Consider the following 14,063-nt stretch of genomic DNA (forward strand, 5'->3'; position numbering starts at 1 on the left):
CACCCTCTCGAATGCGAAACGCAGGGCCATCCCCTCGAAATGGTAGCATCTTTGGGACGCCGGCCACGAGCCCCGCCCGTCGGCCGGCCACCGTCCGCAGCTGCTCGGCGTGGGCCCGGGCCTCGTGCTCGGGCCCGAGGACCACCGCGATCTCGCCGTTCTGGGCTCGGCGTGGGCCCGGGCTTCGTGTCGGCCCTGTTATCCTATAGAGGGCCCCTTCCCGCATGCGATAGGGCCCTTCCCGCATCCGCCCGACCCAGGTCGCGGTACCCGTTCCGCGATGGGGACACTCCGGGTCGCCGAGGTGATGGGCTGTGCGCATCGAGCGCGACGGGCCGTATCGCTACCGCATCCCCCGTCAGGGGGCCATGCGGGTCGACGCCGTCTTCTACGCGTCGCCCGACATCGCCCGCGACCTCAAGGCGGAGGGCGACCAGTCCCTGCACCAGCTGGTCAACGTGGCGACCCTACCGGGCATCGTCGAGCCGGCCGTCGCCTTGCCCGACATCCATTGGGGCTACGGCTTCCCCATCGGCGGGGTGGCCGCCTTCGACCCGCGCCGGGGTGGGGTGGTGAGCCCGGGGGGCGTCGGCTTCGACATCAATTGCGGGGTGCGGCTGCTCTGCAGCGACCTGACGCGGGAGGAGCTGGAACCCCGCAAGGAGGCGCTGGCCGATGCGCTGTTCCGGCTGGTGCCGGCCGGCGTCGGCTCCGAACGACGCGAGCTGCGCCTCACGGCCGCGGACTGGCCGCGCCTGTTGACCCGTGGCGCCGGCTGGGCGGTGGAGCAGGGCCTGGGCGATCCGGGCGATCTGGAATGCATCGAATCCGGGGGCGCCCTGCCAGGGGCCGATCCCGACCGGGTCTCGCCGCGGGCCCTGGAACGGGGCGGTTCGCAACTGGGAACTCTGGGCAGCGGCAACCACTTCCTCGAGGTTCAATATGTCGAACACGTCTACGATCCGGAGGCGGCTGAGGCCTTCGGCCTCTTCCCCGGGCAGGTGACGGTGCTGATCCACACCGGGTCCCGCGGCCTCGGCCACCAGGTGTGCCAGGACTTCGTCGACCGCATGCTGGCGGCCGCGCGGCGCCACGGCATCGAGCTGCCCGACCGGCAGCTGGCGGCGGCTCCCATCGAGAGCCCCGAGGGGCAGGGGTACCTCGGGGCCATGGCCGCGGCGGCCAACTTCGCCTTCGCCAACCGGCAGGTGATCACCGCCTACGCCCGCGAGGCCTTTACGCGGGCCGGCTTCGGGCCGGGTTCGACCCGCTTGCGGGTCCTCTACGATCTGGCCCACAACAACGCCAAGTGGGAGGAACACGGCGGCCGCCGGGTGCTGGTCCACCGCAAGGGCGCGACCCGCGCCTTCGGCCCCGGCCACCCCGACGTGCCCGCCCGCTACCGCGCCGTCGGCCAGCCGGTGCTGGTCCCGGGCGACATGGGGCGGTACTCGTACGTCCTGGCCGGCACCGAGGGCGCCATGGCGGAGACCTTCGGGTCCAGCTGCCACGGCGCCGGCCGCCGGTTGAGCCGCAGCCAGGCCAAGAAGGTGGCGCGCCAGCGGGACGCGGTGGGCGAGCTGGCGCGCCGGGGGATCCTGGTGCGGGCCGCCACCCGTGCCACCGTGGACGAGGAGATCCCCGAGGCCTACAAGGACGTGGCCGACGTGGTCGAGGCGGTGGAGGGCGCCGGCCTCGGCCGGCGGGTGGCGCGGCTGCGGCCGCTGATCGTGGTCAAGGGATAGGTGCGTCCGCCGGGAGGGCCTCGACGATGACGCGGAAGCCGTTTCTAACCGGACCCCATGGGCCCGGGGATGGCCCCGGACCTCGCGCTGCCCCGGTCGTCACCCGATGGGGCTACCTGGATCACACCGCCGACGTCGCCTTCTGGGCGGAGGCACCCGACCTGCCGGCCCTCTTCCACGCCGCCACGGAAGCCGTTCTCGGCCTCCTCTTGGAGCGTCCGCCCCGGCTGGTGCAGGGCCACCCGGACCGGCCGTCGCCGGTGCCGCGCGGCGAGCCCGGGATCCGGCCGCCCTCCACGGCCCCCGGCGGAGGGGAGCCCAGGCCGGCGGGTCCGGACGGCAGGCTCCAGCCGTTGGAGGCACGCCTCACGGCCCCGGACCTGGAGGGCCTGCTGGTGGGGTGGATCAACGAGCTGCTCTACTGGGTCCAGGACCGGCGGCTGGTGCCCGTCGCCCTGGCCCTGGACCCGGTCCCGGGGGACGACGGGTGGGCGCTCGCGGCGCGGGGGTGGGGCACCCCGCTGGACGTCGAGGCCATGGGCTGGCAAGGCGAGATCAAGGCGGCCACGTATCACCAGCTCGAGATCGCCCGGCTCGCCGACGGCGACCGCGGCGGCGATGGCCGCCACGCCGGGGCCACCCCCGGGGGCGGCTGGCGGGCCCGGGTGGTCCTGGACGTCTGAGCGGATGGATGCGCCTCCGCCCCGGCTGCCGACGCGACCCCGACCTCGACGGCCGCTAGACCAGCCGCCCGCGCAGACGCGAGCTGACCGCGTCGACCACCAGGACCGTGGCCAGGATCCCGAGCAGCACCATGCCGACGTTCTCCCAGTTGCGCAGCTGGACGTTGAAGATCAGCGAGGTGCCGATGCCGCCCGCGCCGATGACGCCGACCACCGTCGCGGCCCGGATGTTGATCTCGAAGCGGTAGAGGGCGTACGAGAGGAACTCCGGGAGCACCTGGGGCAACACGCCGTGGCGGAAGGTCAACAGCGGCGACGCCCCCACGGCCTGCAGGGCCTCGATGGGATCGCGGTCCACGGCCTCCACCGCCTCGGCATACAGCTTGCCGACGGTGCCGATGGAGTGGAGCCCGACCGCCAGGACGCCGGCGAAGGGCGACGGCCCGACGGCCGCCATGAACACGATGGCCAGCACCAGCTCGGGGAAGGTGCGGATCGCGTCCAAGACCCCCTTGCCCACCACCGCGGCCGTCGCTGCCACGTTGCGCGCGGCCAGGAAGCCGAAGGGGATGGCGATCACCGCGGCGATCAAGGTGCCGAGGAACGCGATCTGCAGGCTCTCGGCGACCCCCTCGAAGACCTTCCCCGCGTAGTCCCAATTGGGCGAGAGCAGTCCGCGGAAGACGGGCCCCGCGTCGCCGACCAGGGCGAAGTCCATCCCGCGGAGCGCCCAGCCGTAGAGGGCCACCAGCGCCCCGATGCCCAGCCCGACCCGCCACCACGGCCGCCGCGGCGGCGGGGGCCAAGACGGCGGGCGGGACGACGAAGCGGTCCCAGTCCCCCCCGAACCCTGCCTGCCCGCCGCCGTCGCAGCGGCCCCAGTCCCCGCGTCGCCCGCGACCTCGGCCGGACGCGTGGGTTGGACCGCGGCCCCGTCCCGGGGAAGCGCGGCGCCCTGGGGCCATCGCGCCAGGCCGGGTTCCTCCGCCAGGACCACCCGGTCGCCGGCGCCCGGCGCGGCGGCCCCCTCCACCAGCCGCTGCCGCCACCGGGTGCTGATCCAGTCGACCAGCACCACCAGCGCGAAGAGCATGATCACGATGGCCATCAGCCGGTCGTACCGGAAGAACGTCAGCTGGGTCATCATCGTGGAGCCGATGCCGCCGGCGCCGACCAGACCGAGGACGGTGGAGGTGCGCAGGTTGATCTCGAACATGAACAGGGTGTAGGCGATGAAGTGCGGCAACACCTGGGGGACCACCGCGTAGACGACCCGCGCCAGGCGGGAGGCGCCCACCGCGTCGAGGGCCTCCAGGGGGCCGGGGTCGATGGCCTCCACGGACTCGCTGACCAGCTTGGCCACGATGCCGGTGGAGAAGAGGGTCAGGGCCAACACGCCGGCGGTGGGACCGATGCCGACGGCCGGCACCAGCAGCGCGGCCCACACCAGGTCGGGGATGGAGCGGACCAGGTTCATCACCGCGCGGGAGACCTGGTACAGCCACCCCGTGCCGGCCACGTTGCGGGCCGCCAGCAGGCTCAGCGGCACCGCCAGGATGGCGCCCAGGGTGGTCCCCAGCAGGGCGAGCCGCAAGGTCTCCAGCAGTGGACCCAGCGTCTCGGGCAGGTACTCCCACTCGGGCGGCCACATGCGACGCAGCATGCGGCCGACGGTGTCGATGCCCTCCCACAGGCTGCGGAGGTTGACATCGGTGCCGGCGGAGCTCCACAGGTAGAGGACGACCAGCACCACCAACCAGAAGACGGTCTCGACCCGCCCGCGCAGGGCACGAGCCCAGGCCGGCCGGCCAGGGCCGCTGGGGCCCGGATCGGGGTCGGCCGCCGCTCCCCTGGGACTCGTCCCGCCCACGTCCCGCGGCGCCGTCACCGGCGGTCCCCCTCCCCCTGGGCGGGCACGGCACCGACGGCGCCCTGGCCCGTACCCAGCGCCACCCCTTCGGCGCCGCCCCGGAAGTCCTCCGCGCGGACCGGCCGCCCGTAGATCTCCTCGAAGGTCCTCTCGGTCACCGTCGCTGCGGGACCGTCGAAGACCACCTCGCCGTTGCGCATGCCGATGATGCGGTCGGCGTACGTCAGGGCCAGGTCGATGAAGTGCAGGTTGACGATGGTGGTGATCCCGTCCTCCCGGTTGATGCGGCGCAGGTCGCGCATCACCGCGTGGGAGGTGGGCGGATCGAGGCTCGCCACGGGTTCGTCGGCCAGGATGATCTTGGGACGCTGGCAGAGGGCCCGGGCGATGGCCACCCGCTGCTGCTGGCCGCCGGACAGCTGGTCGGCGCGCACCCACGCCTTGTCGACGATGCCCACGCGCGCCAGGCACTCCAGGGCCAGCTCGACGTCCTCCCGCGGGAACCAGCCCAGCAGCGCCCGCCAGGCGGGGGTATGGGCCAAGCGGCCGGCCAGCACGTTCTTGATCACGGACGAGCGCTTGACCAGGTTGAAGGTCTGGAAGATCATGCCGATGCGCGACCGCAGGCGCCGCAACTCGGGTCCCTTGAGCTTGCCCACGTCGACGCCGTCCACCAGGACCTGGCCCTCGGTGGGTTCGACCAGCCGGTTGATGCACCGGAGCAGCGTGGACTTGCCGGCACCGCTCAGGCCCACAATGACCACGAACTCGCCCGGGTTGATCTTGAGGGACACGTCCCGCAGCGCCCGCACGCCGCCCGGGTAGACCTTGCTCACGCGTCGGAACTCGATCAACGGGTTCACCTTGCCGTCCATGCTCTGCGCCCGTCAGTCGGCCAGTTCCTCCAGATCGATGCCCATGTCCTTCGCCACGCTGCGGATGATGTCGAAGTCGTCATCCTGGGCGTCGGTCAGCCCCTCGATCTCGTAGATGTCGAACAGCACCTTCTTGCCCTCTTCCGTCTGGGCGATCTTGACGAAGGCGTCGTGGATGCGGCGCTTCAGGTCGTCGCTCAACCAGCTGACCACCGAGATGGTGTCGTTGGGGATGGGATCGCTGTAGGCGATGACCTTGACCTTGTCCATGACGTCGGGGTAGTCCTTCTGGAGCAGCGTCCGCGCGTCCTCGAAGCTGGCACCGGCGTCCGTCTGCCTGTTGTACACGCTGAGCACGGCGGCGTCGTGGCTCCCGGCCATCACCGGCTGGATGTCCTTCTCCGGGTCGATGCCGTTGCGCTTGAGCACGTGCGCCGCGAAGAGGTACCCCGAGGTCGACGCGGGGTCCACGAAGGCGAACTTCTTCCCCTTCAGCTGCTGCAGGTCGGTGATGCCGCTGTCGGCATGGACGAAGATCTGCGCCCGGTAGCTGTCCTCCCCCTGGCGGACGGTCTTGAACATCACCTCGACCGGATCGCCGCGGTCCTTGGCGATGACGTAGGCGAAGGGGTTGAGGAACCCGATGTGGACCTGCTCGGCCGCCATGGCCTCGACGAGGCCGATGAAGTTGGTCGAGACGAAGACCTCGACGGGGATGCCGAGCTCCTTGGAGAGCATCTCCCCCAGCGGCTCCGCCGTCTCCTGAAGCGTCGTGGCGTTCTGGGACGGGACGAACCCCATCACCAGCTCCTCCGGGTCCTTCGCCTGGGGCTGCCCCTCCTGGCCGCCCTGGCCCTCCTGCGCCTGCTGGCCGCCGCCACCGCAAGCGGCGAGGACGAAGGAGGCAACCAGGAGCAACGCAACGAGGAGCGACGCGCCTCTGCGCTTCGGCACCTGCGGCCCACCCCCTGGAATGGACGCTTGATGGGGCCACCGGCCCGGCCACCGCCGGCGACCCGGCTGCCTCTGCGTCGGGCCCTCCAAGCCCACAAGAGGATTATCGACGGAAGCTCCACTTCCTCCCGCCGCGGACGCGAATCTCCTGCCGCGGGCACGAATGCGTGCCGGCCTTCGGACCGCCCCGTTCGGACCGTCCCGCACGGCGGAGCCGGTGCGCCAGCCTGGCCCGCCGGCCGGCACCGACGGACGCGACGCCGCGACGGATCCCCCGTCGCCGGGCGGATGGCACGATGGCCGACCCCGTCTCCCCCAGCCGGCTTGCAGGTCCGCACCGCGCGGTTCGCGGGGGGCCGCCGGCGTCGCCGCGGCGCTGCGCCGGGCGCGATGCCCGTGGTCCTGGATCGCCACTGCCACTTGCATCAAGTCATCGATCGTTGCTAGAAAGGAGACACCTCGTCCCGCCGGTCCGGCGGATGGTACGGCTCGAACGGCGGCGAGGTGCCCCAGGACGGAAGCGGGGGATGGTCGTGTCCTACCGGATCCGCCCGCGCCCGGCCCGCGTCGCCGGCGCGCTCCTCCTCGTGCTCCTGGCCGCTGGGGGCGTCACCGCCTGTCAGGCCGCACCGAGCTCCCCAGGGCCGGTGCCGGGCCAGGACGCCGCCGCAGCCCGACCGGTGGAGGTGCTGGTGTCGGCCGCCGCCTCGCTCCAGGACGCCCTGCGCGAGGCCATGGCGGACTTCGGCCGGGATCACCCGGCGATCCGCGTGCGCTTCAACTTCGGCTCCTCGGGGGCCCTGGCCCAGCAGATCGAGGCCGGAGCGCCGGCCGACGTCTTCATCGCCGCCGGCCAGCAGCCCATGGACCGGCTGGTCGAGAAGGGTCTGGTCGACCGCGACGCCGTGCGCGTCCTCGCCCGCAACCGCATCGTCCTCATCGTCCCGCGGGGTGAGGCCGGGCGTGTACGGGGGTGGCAGGACCTGACCGCGGAAGAGGTCCGCCGCATAGCCATCGGCGACCCCGCCCACGTGCCGGCCGGCCAGTACGGCCGCCAGGTGCTGGAGCACCTGGGCCTGTGGGCGAGGGTGAACGCCAAGCTGGTCCTGGACCAGGACGTGCGGGAGGTGCTCCACCACGTGGCGGCGGGTGAGGCCCAGGCGGGCATCGTGTACCAGACCGACGCGGCCACGTCTGACCGGGTCGCGGTCGTCGCCGAGGCCCCGCCCGGCAGCCATCGGCCGGTGGTCTATCCCATGGCCGTGCTCAAGGACTCCCGCCACCCCGCCGAGGCCGCGGCCGTGGTCGAGTTCCTCCTCTCCGCCCGCAGCCAGGCGGTGCTGCAGCGCCACGGCTTCCTGCCGCCGCGCTGAGGGAAGCCGAGGCGTGAGGGAAACCGAGGTGAGATGGTGGACGGCCCGGAGCTCGGGGTCACCCTGCGCATCTCCCTGGCCATCGTCGTCGGCGCCACGGCCCTGGTGGTAGCCGCGGGGCTGCCGCTGGCGGTGGCGCTGGCCCGGCCGGGGTGGCGGGGCCGGGGCCTCGTGGACATCCTGGTGACCCTGCCGCTGGCCCTGCCCCCCACCGTCCTGGGCTTCTACCTGCTCCAACTCATCGGCCGCACCGGCCCCGTCGGCTGGCTGACGGAAAGGCTCTTCGGCGGCACCCTGGTCTTCACCCCGGCGGCCGCCGTGCTGGCCGCAGCCGTGGTGGGCCTCCCCCTCTTCGTGCAACCCGCCCGCGCGGCCCTGGAAGAGGTCCCGGCGGAGGTCCACGAGGCGGCGGCCATCGACGGGGCCACGGGCTGGGACCACCTGCGCTTCATCACCCTGCCCCTGGCGTGGCGCGGCATCGTCACCGGGGTGCTCCTGGCCTTCACCCGCTCGCTGGGCGAGTTCGGTGCGACCCTGATGGTGGCGGGGAACATCCCGGGGTCCACCCAGACGCTGTCCCTGGCCATCTACAGCGCCGTGCAGGCAGGCCGGGAAGACGTGGCCGGGCGGCTCGCCCTGCTGTTGACCGCCGTCGCGGCCCTGTCCCTCTGGGCGGGCACCCGCTGGCGGCGCAGGGCCCATGGGCCGGCGGCCGAGAGGAGGATGTGGCTGTGAGCGGGCGGCTGCGGAACCGGGTGCGGGAGGCGCGGTTTCGCCTGGGGCTCAGCCAGCAGGAGCTGGCGGCGCGGACGGGCGTCACCCGCCAGGCCATCGGCGCCATCGAAGCGGGGACGATGGCCCCGTCCGCGGCGGTGGCGCTGCGCCTGGCCCGGGCCCTGGGGTGCCGGGTGGAAGACCTCTTCTGGTTGGATGAAGAGCCTCCGGAGATCGAGGCCGAGGTCGTGACGATCGATCCCGGCGAGACGGAGCCGGCCCCAGGACCAACGCCCGTCCGCTGCGCCCTGGCCCGCGTGGGCGGCCGCTGGGTGGCCCACCCCTTGCGGGGAGAGCGGGCCTTTGCGACGGAGCTGGTCCCCGCCGACGGCCTGGCCCGGCCGGGTTCCTCCCCCCGGCGCTGGCGGGTGCGCCTGCTGGACCGGCCGGAGGACCTGGCACGAACGGTGGTCATCGCCGGTTGCTCCCCGGAGCTCTCCCTCTGGGCCCGGGCCGCCGAGACCACCCACCCGGGCCTGCGGGTGCGACGCCTGTTCGCCAACAGCGTCACCGCCCTCCACCTGCTCCGGCAGGGCGCCGTCCACGCGGCCGGCGTCCACCTGGTGGACCCCACGACGGGGGAGGAGAACGCCCCCTTCGCCCGTCGCCTGCTGGGCGGCCAGCCCGTCGTCCTCGTCCACCTCGGGGTGTGGGAGGAGGGGCTCGTGGTGGCCCCGGGCAATCCCCTGGGCGTGCGGGGGGTGACCGACCTCGCCCGGCCCGGCGTGGCGATCGTCAACCGCGAGCCGGGCGCGGGCGCACGGCTGTTACTCGAGCAGTGCCTGGCCCAGGCGGGCGTGCCGCCGGCGGCGGTGGCCGGGTTCGACCGCGAGGTACCCGGCCACCTGGAGGTGGCGCGGGCCGTCGCCGGCGGACAAGCCGACGCGGGGGTCAGCACGGCGTCGGTGGCGGCCGCCTACGGCCTCGGGTTCGTCCCGTTGCGGGCCGTGCGCTACGATCTGGTGGTGCGCCGGGAGTACCTGGACGAACCGGCGGTCCAGGCGCTGCTGGGCACCCTCGACAACCGGTGGGTCCGGGCCCAGCTCGCCGCCCTGGGCGGCTACGACACGACGCGGACGGGCGAGGTGGTCGCCGAGCTGGCCGGCTAGGTCCGGCACCCGTGCCGCAGCCAGTCAGCGCCGCGACCTGGAGGAACCCGCCGCCGGTCCATGGGTTCACCCGGGTCGCCTCTCACGCCAACCCGGTCCCCGGAGCCGCCCGTCGCGGCGCCCGCCCGCGCTCCTCGGCCGAGCCCGCCCTTCAGTCCGTCCGCGCGACCCCAGCGGACGCCGGTTCGGGCTGCGGCTCAGGTTCCGGCTGGGGTTGCGGCTCGGGTTGCGGCTGAGGTTGCGGCTCGGGTTGCGGCTGGGGCTGCGGCTCGGGCTGCGGCTCGGGTTCCGGCGCCGGCCGCGGAGCAGGCTTCTTCGCCTTGGGCTCAGGTGCCGCCACGAACCGCACCGCCTTGGCCTTCTTCACCGCGACGACGATCCACTGGCCCTCCCTGGCCTCCAGTCGAGCCTGTACCCGCTTCCAGGTGTACGGGGCCAGGTCGAACCCCTCGCGCGCCACGACGCGGAAGGCGTACTCGCCGCCGGCGGCGACGATCACGAACCCGTCCTCGTCGGCCACCAGCACCCCTTCCACGGTCTTCGACCGGGGTGCGGGAGCCTTCTTCCCGGGAGCCTTCCTTTCGGGAGTCTTCTCCCGCTGCTCGGTCCGGTCGCCGTCGTCCCGTTCCTGGTCGTGGCGCGCCTCTGCCTTCCCATCGACGACGACGGCCTTCCCTCGGGACGACGGGCCCGCGCCGGACTTGGACGACGCGTCCCCGCTGCGCTTGCCGCCCGCCAGGGCCAGGCCAGCCATGACGCTCACCAGCGTAGCCGCAAGCACAACCACGGCGAGCAGGCGTTTCCGACCCACTCTGACCACCCCCGCGGATGATGGAATCGACGATGCCACTCACTTCAAAAGATCTTCGGCGCATCCCGCGGGAAGACATGGGCCACAAGTCCCAATTTCGTGGGACCACTCCACGACGCGCGCCCCGGTGGGCCTGGCAACGGCGCGTCGTTCCGCGTCGTTCGTGGGGGGTGGACGTCCTCTTCTCCCGCCCGGGCCGCAGGACCAGCCGCTGGCCGCACCGCCGTAGTCTGCGGGGTTGGAGTAAGACTGCAGCATTCGCGAGAGACAAAGGGGCCATACCCTGTGCGGGTATGGCCCCAAAACGCTTGCCACGCTTGGCCTTCTTTTGTGGGCGTTCGGTGGGCGCGGGAGGACTCGAACCTCCGACCTCTTGAATGTGAGTTCTCGGCCGGTTATCCCCCCTCGTGGGTTATAGTCCAAGCAGGTTTGGACCCCAATTTTCGCCAAGTTTCGTCAGGGCCGGAGGAGGTCCAATCCCTCCTCGCCGTGCGACGGCCTACGTGAGACCGACCCCTCCGGCACCTGGCGAATTCGCTACCAAACGGTTGCTAGGGCGTCGTGCCGTGAGCACCGGTTCCACGAGGGCACCGTTGGTGGCGATCGACATCCAGCCCGGGAGGTTTGGAGCATGCTGCGCGTCGGAATCGACCAGGGCAGCCAACATCACGACGTCTGCCTGGCTCCCGAGGGGCAGGCCCCTTCCTACCTCCGGGTCCCCAACGATGCCGACGGCCTGCAGGAACTGCTCGCAGCGATCCGGCGTCTGGAGCCGAACCCGGCGCAGGTTCACGTGGCCATCGAAGGTTCGGGGCAGGGGCTATTCGTCGCGGCCCTGCTCACCGCGGGCTTCCAGGTCTATCCCGTCAACCCCAAGGCGGTGGACCGCTACCGGGACCGCTTCTCCCCGGCCGGCAGCAAGGACGACCGCCGGGATGCCCTGGTCCTGGCCGAGATCCTGCGCACGGACCGCCACCGCCTCCAGCCCCTGCGCCTGGAGAGCGAAACCCTACGCCAGCTCCGGGTGGTCTACAGCCATCACCAGACCCTGGTGGAAGAACGCACCCGGCTTCTGAATCAGCTCACCGCCTGCCTGCGGGCTTACTACCCGCGGGCCCTGGAGCTGTTTGCCGACCTGGGCCGGCCGGTGGCCTGGGCCTTTTTGCGCGCCTTCCCGACCCCGGCTCACTTCGCCCGCGCCCGCCGGTCCCGGATCGAGAAGCTGTTGCGCCAGCACCGTTACCCTGGCGTCGCCGCCAAGACCGCCGAACTGCTCGAGCTCGCTCGCAAGCCCCAACTCCCGGCCGATCCGGCCACCGTGGCCCTTTGGGCTCGCCGCATGCTCTTTCTGGTGGATCAGCTCGAAGCCGTTTGCCGCGAGCTCGAGGCCTGTCACCAGCAGTTGGAGACCCTCGTGCAGGCGCACCCGGACGGGGATTTGTTTCGATCCATGAAAGGCATCGGCACGGTCCTGGCCGCCGGCCTGATCACCGTCTTCGGGGAGGACCGCCAGGCCGTCCCCAGCGTCCGCCCCGTCCAATGCCGGTCGGGGACGGCCCCGGTCACCGTCCGCAGCGGCAAGACCGTCCGGGTCCGTTTCCGTCGCGCTTGCAACAAGCAGGCTCGGAACACGGTCCAGCAGCTCGCCCAGCAGCTCATCCGGCACCACGACTGGGCCCGGGAGATCTACCAGGCCCACCGCGACCGAGGGCGTCACCATCATGAAGCCTTGCGCATCGTGGCCCACCACGCCCTCCGGGTCCTCTTCGCCATGTGGCGGGATCGCCGGCCCTACAATGCCGCTGTGTTCGAGACCGCTCGTCGCCAGCGGCAACAGCCCAAGGCCGCGTAGCGCCCACGGGCACGTTCCTCAGCAGCCGCTTTGTCAAAGATCACATCCCCGACTACGGGGACTTGATCCTAGGGCGTCTCATCCCCCTGTGTCCCGGAAAGCCTTGTTCTGCAAGATTTCTTGGCTCTTCAGTGTCCCCGTGCATCCCCGTGCATCAGGACCTTTCCTGCTTCGATTGCAGTAAGATTGCAGTCAATTGCAGTCACTCCGACGCCTGGCGCCGCCGCCATAACTTCACTGCTGGTGGGTAGGAAGGAGCGCCGGAAGAACCCGCGACCCCGCCTGGATCGTACCGGTTGGAAGGCACCCTTAAGGGGGGCGATCATCATGAGGCGGATACAGCCGGTTACAGCCTCCGTTTTTCTCCTCCCGGGTTGCGGGAGCGACTTGCAACATTCCCACCGAGTAAAGGCTCTACGGGAGCGGGTGACGTCCTAAACTGTCTGTAAACGCGAAGCGGTCTGGGCTACCATCGGTGGCGTCGGAAAACTCGCCCCAGCTGGGGCACACCGAGGAGGACCCAGACCTATGTCCAGGATACCACCCAGCCAGCAGTTGGCGGAGCTGGCCCGGCAGCTGGCCGCGCAGGCCCGGGAGGGTACTGAGGTCGAGGACCTGACCCATGCCCTCGTCCGCCTGGGCGCCCGCAAGCTCATCCAGGAGCTGCTGGAGGCAGAGGTCACGGAGCTTTTGGGGCGCGGACGCTACGAGCGGCGCGAGCCTGGCCAGGAAGGCGCCCGCAACGGCTACAAGCCGCGGACGCTGCGTTGCGCCGAGGGGCGGCTCGAGATCGACGTCCCCCAGGTGCGGGGCATGGAGGGACTGTGCCAGCCCACGCTGTGGAGGGCCCTCAAGCGGCGGACGGACGTGCTGGAGCGCCTGGTGGTGGAGATGTACGCCCGGGGCCTCTCTAGCCGGGACATCGAGGATGCGCTGGCGGAGCTGGCGGGCAGCGAAGCGCCGCTTTTGAGCCGGTCCACCGTGAGCCGGATCACCGAGGCGCTCCACGAGGAGTTCGAGGCCTTTGCCCAGCGGGACCTGTCAGGCCTCGACGTGGTGTACCTGTTCGCCGACGCCATCTACGAGTCGCTGCGCCGGCAGGCGGGCTGCCGTGAGGGCATCCTGGTCACCTGGGCCATCTTGAGCGACGGCAGCAAGGTGCTGGTGCACCTGAGCCTGGGCAACAAGGAGCGCTACGAGGACTGGCTGGAGCACTTCCGGGATCTGGTGCGCCGGGGGCTGAAGACGCCGCTGACGGTGACGACGGACGGGGCGCCGGGGCTGATCCAGGCGGTGGAAGCCATGTGGCCGGAGGCGGAGCGCATCCGCTGCTGGGTGCACAAGATGCGGAACGTGCTGGACAAGGTGCCGGAGGAGGCGCGGCCCGTGCTCAAGCCCTACCTGGAGGCGATCCGGGACGCACCGGATATCGAGCAGGGCCGGCGGCTGGTGGCCGAGGTGGTGGAGCGGTTCGGGCGGGAGTATCCCTCGGCCATGCGGAGCCTGCAGGAGGACCTGGAAGCGAGCCTGGCGCACCTGCGGCTACCCGCCGCCCACCGCAAGCATGTCCGGACCACCAACCTGGTGGAGCGCAGCTTCGAGGAGGAGCGGCGGCGCGCCAAGGTGATCCCGCGGTTTCGGAGCGAGCGGGAGTGCCTGAAGCTAGTCTTCGCCGTGCTGTGGCGGGCGAGTGAGCGCTGGCGGCGGGTGCAGTTCAGCGAGCACGAACGAAAGCAGCTGGAGCGCTACATCGAGGAGCGGCAACGGCAAAGAGCGGCGCAGAAAGAGGTTTCACCCGCTGCCACCGTGGCATGACCCAGACCGCTTTTACAGACAGTTCGGGACTTGACCTACTTGCGTGACTCAGCGTGGTCTGGTGTGAGTGAATGTGACTGGGGCTGACGGGCGAAAGCCCCTGTGGGAGATCATTCTTCCGGCTTCTTCCGGCGAAGGTGGATTAGCGTCTCTGGCTGGCGCCACTGGATGATTTGGGGGGGATGAGATCGACCACACTGCG

General features: G+C 71.5%; 11 protein-coding genes. 7 read left to right on the plus strand and 4 right to left on the minus strand.

The annotated features are described in order from the left end of the window. The first annotated feature begins 368 nt into the window (after positions 1–368). Together E1B22_RS01985 and E1B22_RS01990 are read left to right on the plus strand one after the other, a co-directional pair. Positions 369–1,745 carry an RtcB family protein gene (locus E1B22_RS01985; protein WP_371413491.1) on the plus strand — a complete coding sequence of 459 codons (1,377 nt, stop codon included), beginning with the start codon at positions 369–371 and terminating at the stop codon, positions 1,743–1,745. A gap of 26 nt (positions 1,746–1,771) precedes the next feature. Continuing rightward, positions 1,772–2,428 (plus strand): archease, encoded by a 657-nt coding sequence (locus E1B22_RS01990; protein WP_135224353.1) that lies wholly within the window; start codon positions 1,772–1,774, stop codon positions 2,426–2,428. A gap of 55 nt (positions 2,429–2,483) precedes the next feature. Here E1B22_RS01990 and phnE read toward each other — a convergent pair whose 3' ends face one another. From phnE to E1B22_RS02005, 3 genes are read right to left on the minus strand one after another with little or no spacing between them, the layout of a single operon-like run. Beyond that, entirely contained in the window at positions 2,484–4,316 is a 1,833-nt protein-coding gene (gene phnE, locus E1B22_RS01995; protein ID WP_243123621.1) for a phosphonate ABC transporter, permease protein PhnE, read from the minus strand. After that, positions 4,313–5,173, minus strand: coding sequence for a phosphonate ABC transporter ATP-binding protein (gene phnC / locus E1B22_RS02000; RefSeq protein ID WP_371413480.1), 861 nt, complete (start codon positions 5,171–5,173; stop codon positions 4,313–4,315). The genes phnE and phnC overlap by 4 nt, the downstream gene beginning before the upstream one ends. A 12-nt stretch (positions 5,174–5,185) precedes the next feature. Beyond that, the gene (locus E1B22_RS02005; RefSeq protein WP_135224354.1) at positions 5,186–6,127 is read right to left on the minus strand and encodes a phosphate/phosphite/phosphonate ABC transporter substrate-binding protein; all 942 of its coding nucleotides are present in this window, start codon (positions 6,125–6,127) and stop codon (positions 5,186–5,188) included. Between the two features lie 527 nt (positions 6,128–6,654). On the opposite strand from E1B22_RS02005, the gene modA reads away from it, so the two are divergent. The 3 genes from modA to E1B22_RS13810 are packed head-to-tail and all read left to right on the plus strand — an operon-like array spanning position 6,655 to position 9,383. Next, a complete protein-coding gene (gene modA, locus E1B22_RS02010; protein ID WP_243123623.1) occupies positions 6,655–7,500 on the plus strand; it encodes a molybdate ABC transporter substrate-binding protein in 846 nt (281 codons plus the stop codon). Positions 7,501–7,533: 33 nt separating this feature from the next. Beyond that, positions 7,534–8,235: a molybdate ABC transporter permease subunit gene (gene modB, locus E1B22_RS02015; RefSeq protein WP_135224356.1), complete on the plus strand. Its 702-nt coding sequence runs from the start codon at positions 7,534–7,536 to the stop codon at positions 8,233–8,235. Continuing rightward, entirely contained in the window at positions 8,232–9,383 is a 1,152-nt protein-coding gene (locus tag E1B22_RS13810; protein ID WP_305791208.1) for a substrate-binding domain-containing protein, read from the plus strand. The genes modB and E1B22_RS13810 overlap by 4 nt, the downstream gene beginning before the upstream one ends. A 151-nt stretch (positions 9,384–9,534) precedes the next feature. Here E1B22_RS13810 and E1B22_RS02025 read toward each other — a convergent pair whose 3' ends face one another. Next, positions 9,535–10,146 (minus strand): hypothetical protein, encoded by a 612-nt coding sequence (locus E1B22_RS02025; protein ID WP_167758789.1) that lies wholly within the window; start codon positions 10,144–10,146, stop codon positions 9,535–9,537. 679 nt (positions 10,147–10,825) lie between these two features. Here E1B22_RS02025 and E1B22_RS02030 point away from each other — a divergent pair. Beyond that, positions 10,826–12,046: an IS110 family transposase gene (locus E1B22_RS02030; protein WP_135224359.1), complete on the plus strand. Its 1,221-nt coding sequence runs from the start codon at positions 10,826–10,828 to the stop codon at positions 12,044–12,046. A 528-nt stretch (positions 12,047–12,574) separates the two neighbouring features. Further along, positions 12,575–13,861, plus strand: coding sequence for an IS256 family transposase (locus E1B22_RS02035; RefSeq protein ID WP_135224086.1), 1,287 nt, complete (start codon positions 12,575–12,577; stop codon positions 13,859–13,861). Positions 13,862–14,063 lie beyond the last annotated feature (202 nt).

Origin of the sequence: Thermaerobacter sp. FW80 (genome assembly GCF_004634385.1) — a bacterium.
Lineage (GTDB): Bacteria > Bacillota > Sulfobacillia > Thermaerobacterales > Thermaerobacteraceae > Thermaerobacter > Thermaerobacter composti.

Excerpts from the sequence above, each read along its gene's own strand:
- phnC (WP_371413480.1), bottom strand. The coding sequence starts at position 5,173 with ATGGACGGCAAGGTGAACCCGTTGATCGAGTTCCGACGCGTGAGCAAG.
- modA (WP_243123623.1), top strand. The coding sequence starts at position 6,655 with ATGGTCGTGTCCTACCGGATCCGCCCGCGCCCGGCCCGCGTCGCCGGC.
- modB (WP_135224356.1), top strand. The coding sequence starts at position 7,534 with ATGGTGGACGGCCCGGAGCTCGGGGTCACCCTGCGCATCTCCCTGGCC.
- E1B22_RS02035 (WP_135224086.1), top strand. The coding sequence starts at position 12,575 with ATGTCCAGGATACCACCCAGCCAGCAGTTGGCGGAGCTGGCCCGGCAG.
- E1B22_RS01985 (WP_371413491.1), top strand. The coding sequence starts at position 369 with ATGCGGGTCGACGCCGTCTTCTACGCGTCGCCCGACATCGCCCGCGAC.
- E1B22_RS02030 (WP_135224359.1), top strand. The coding sequence starts at position 10,826 with ATGCTGCGCGTCGGAATCGACCAGGGCAGCCAACATCACGACGTCTGC.
- E1B22_RS01990 (WP_135224353.1), top strand. The coding sequence starts at position 1,772 with ATGACGCGGAAGCCGTTTCTAACCGGACCCCATGGGCCCGGGGATGGC.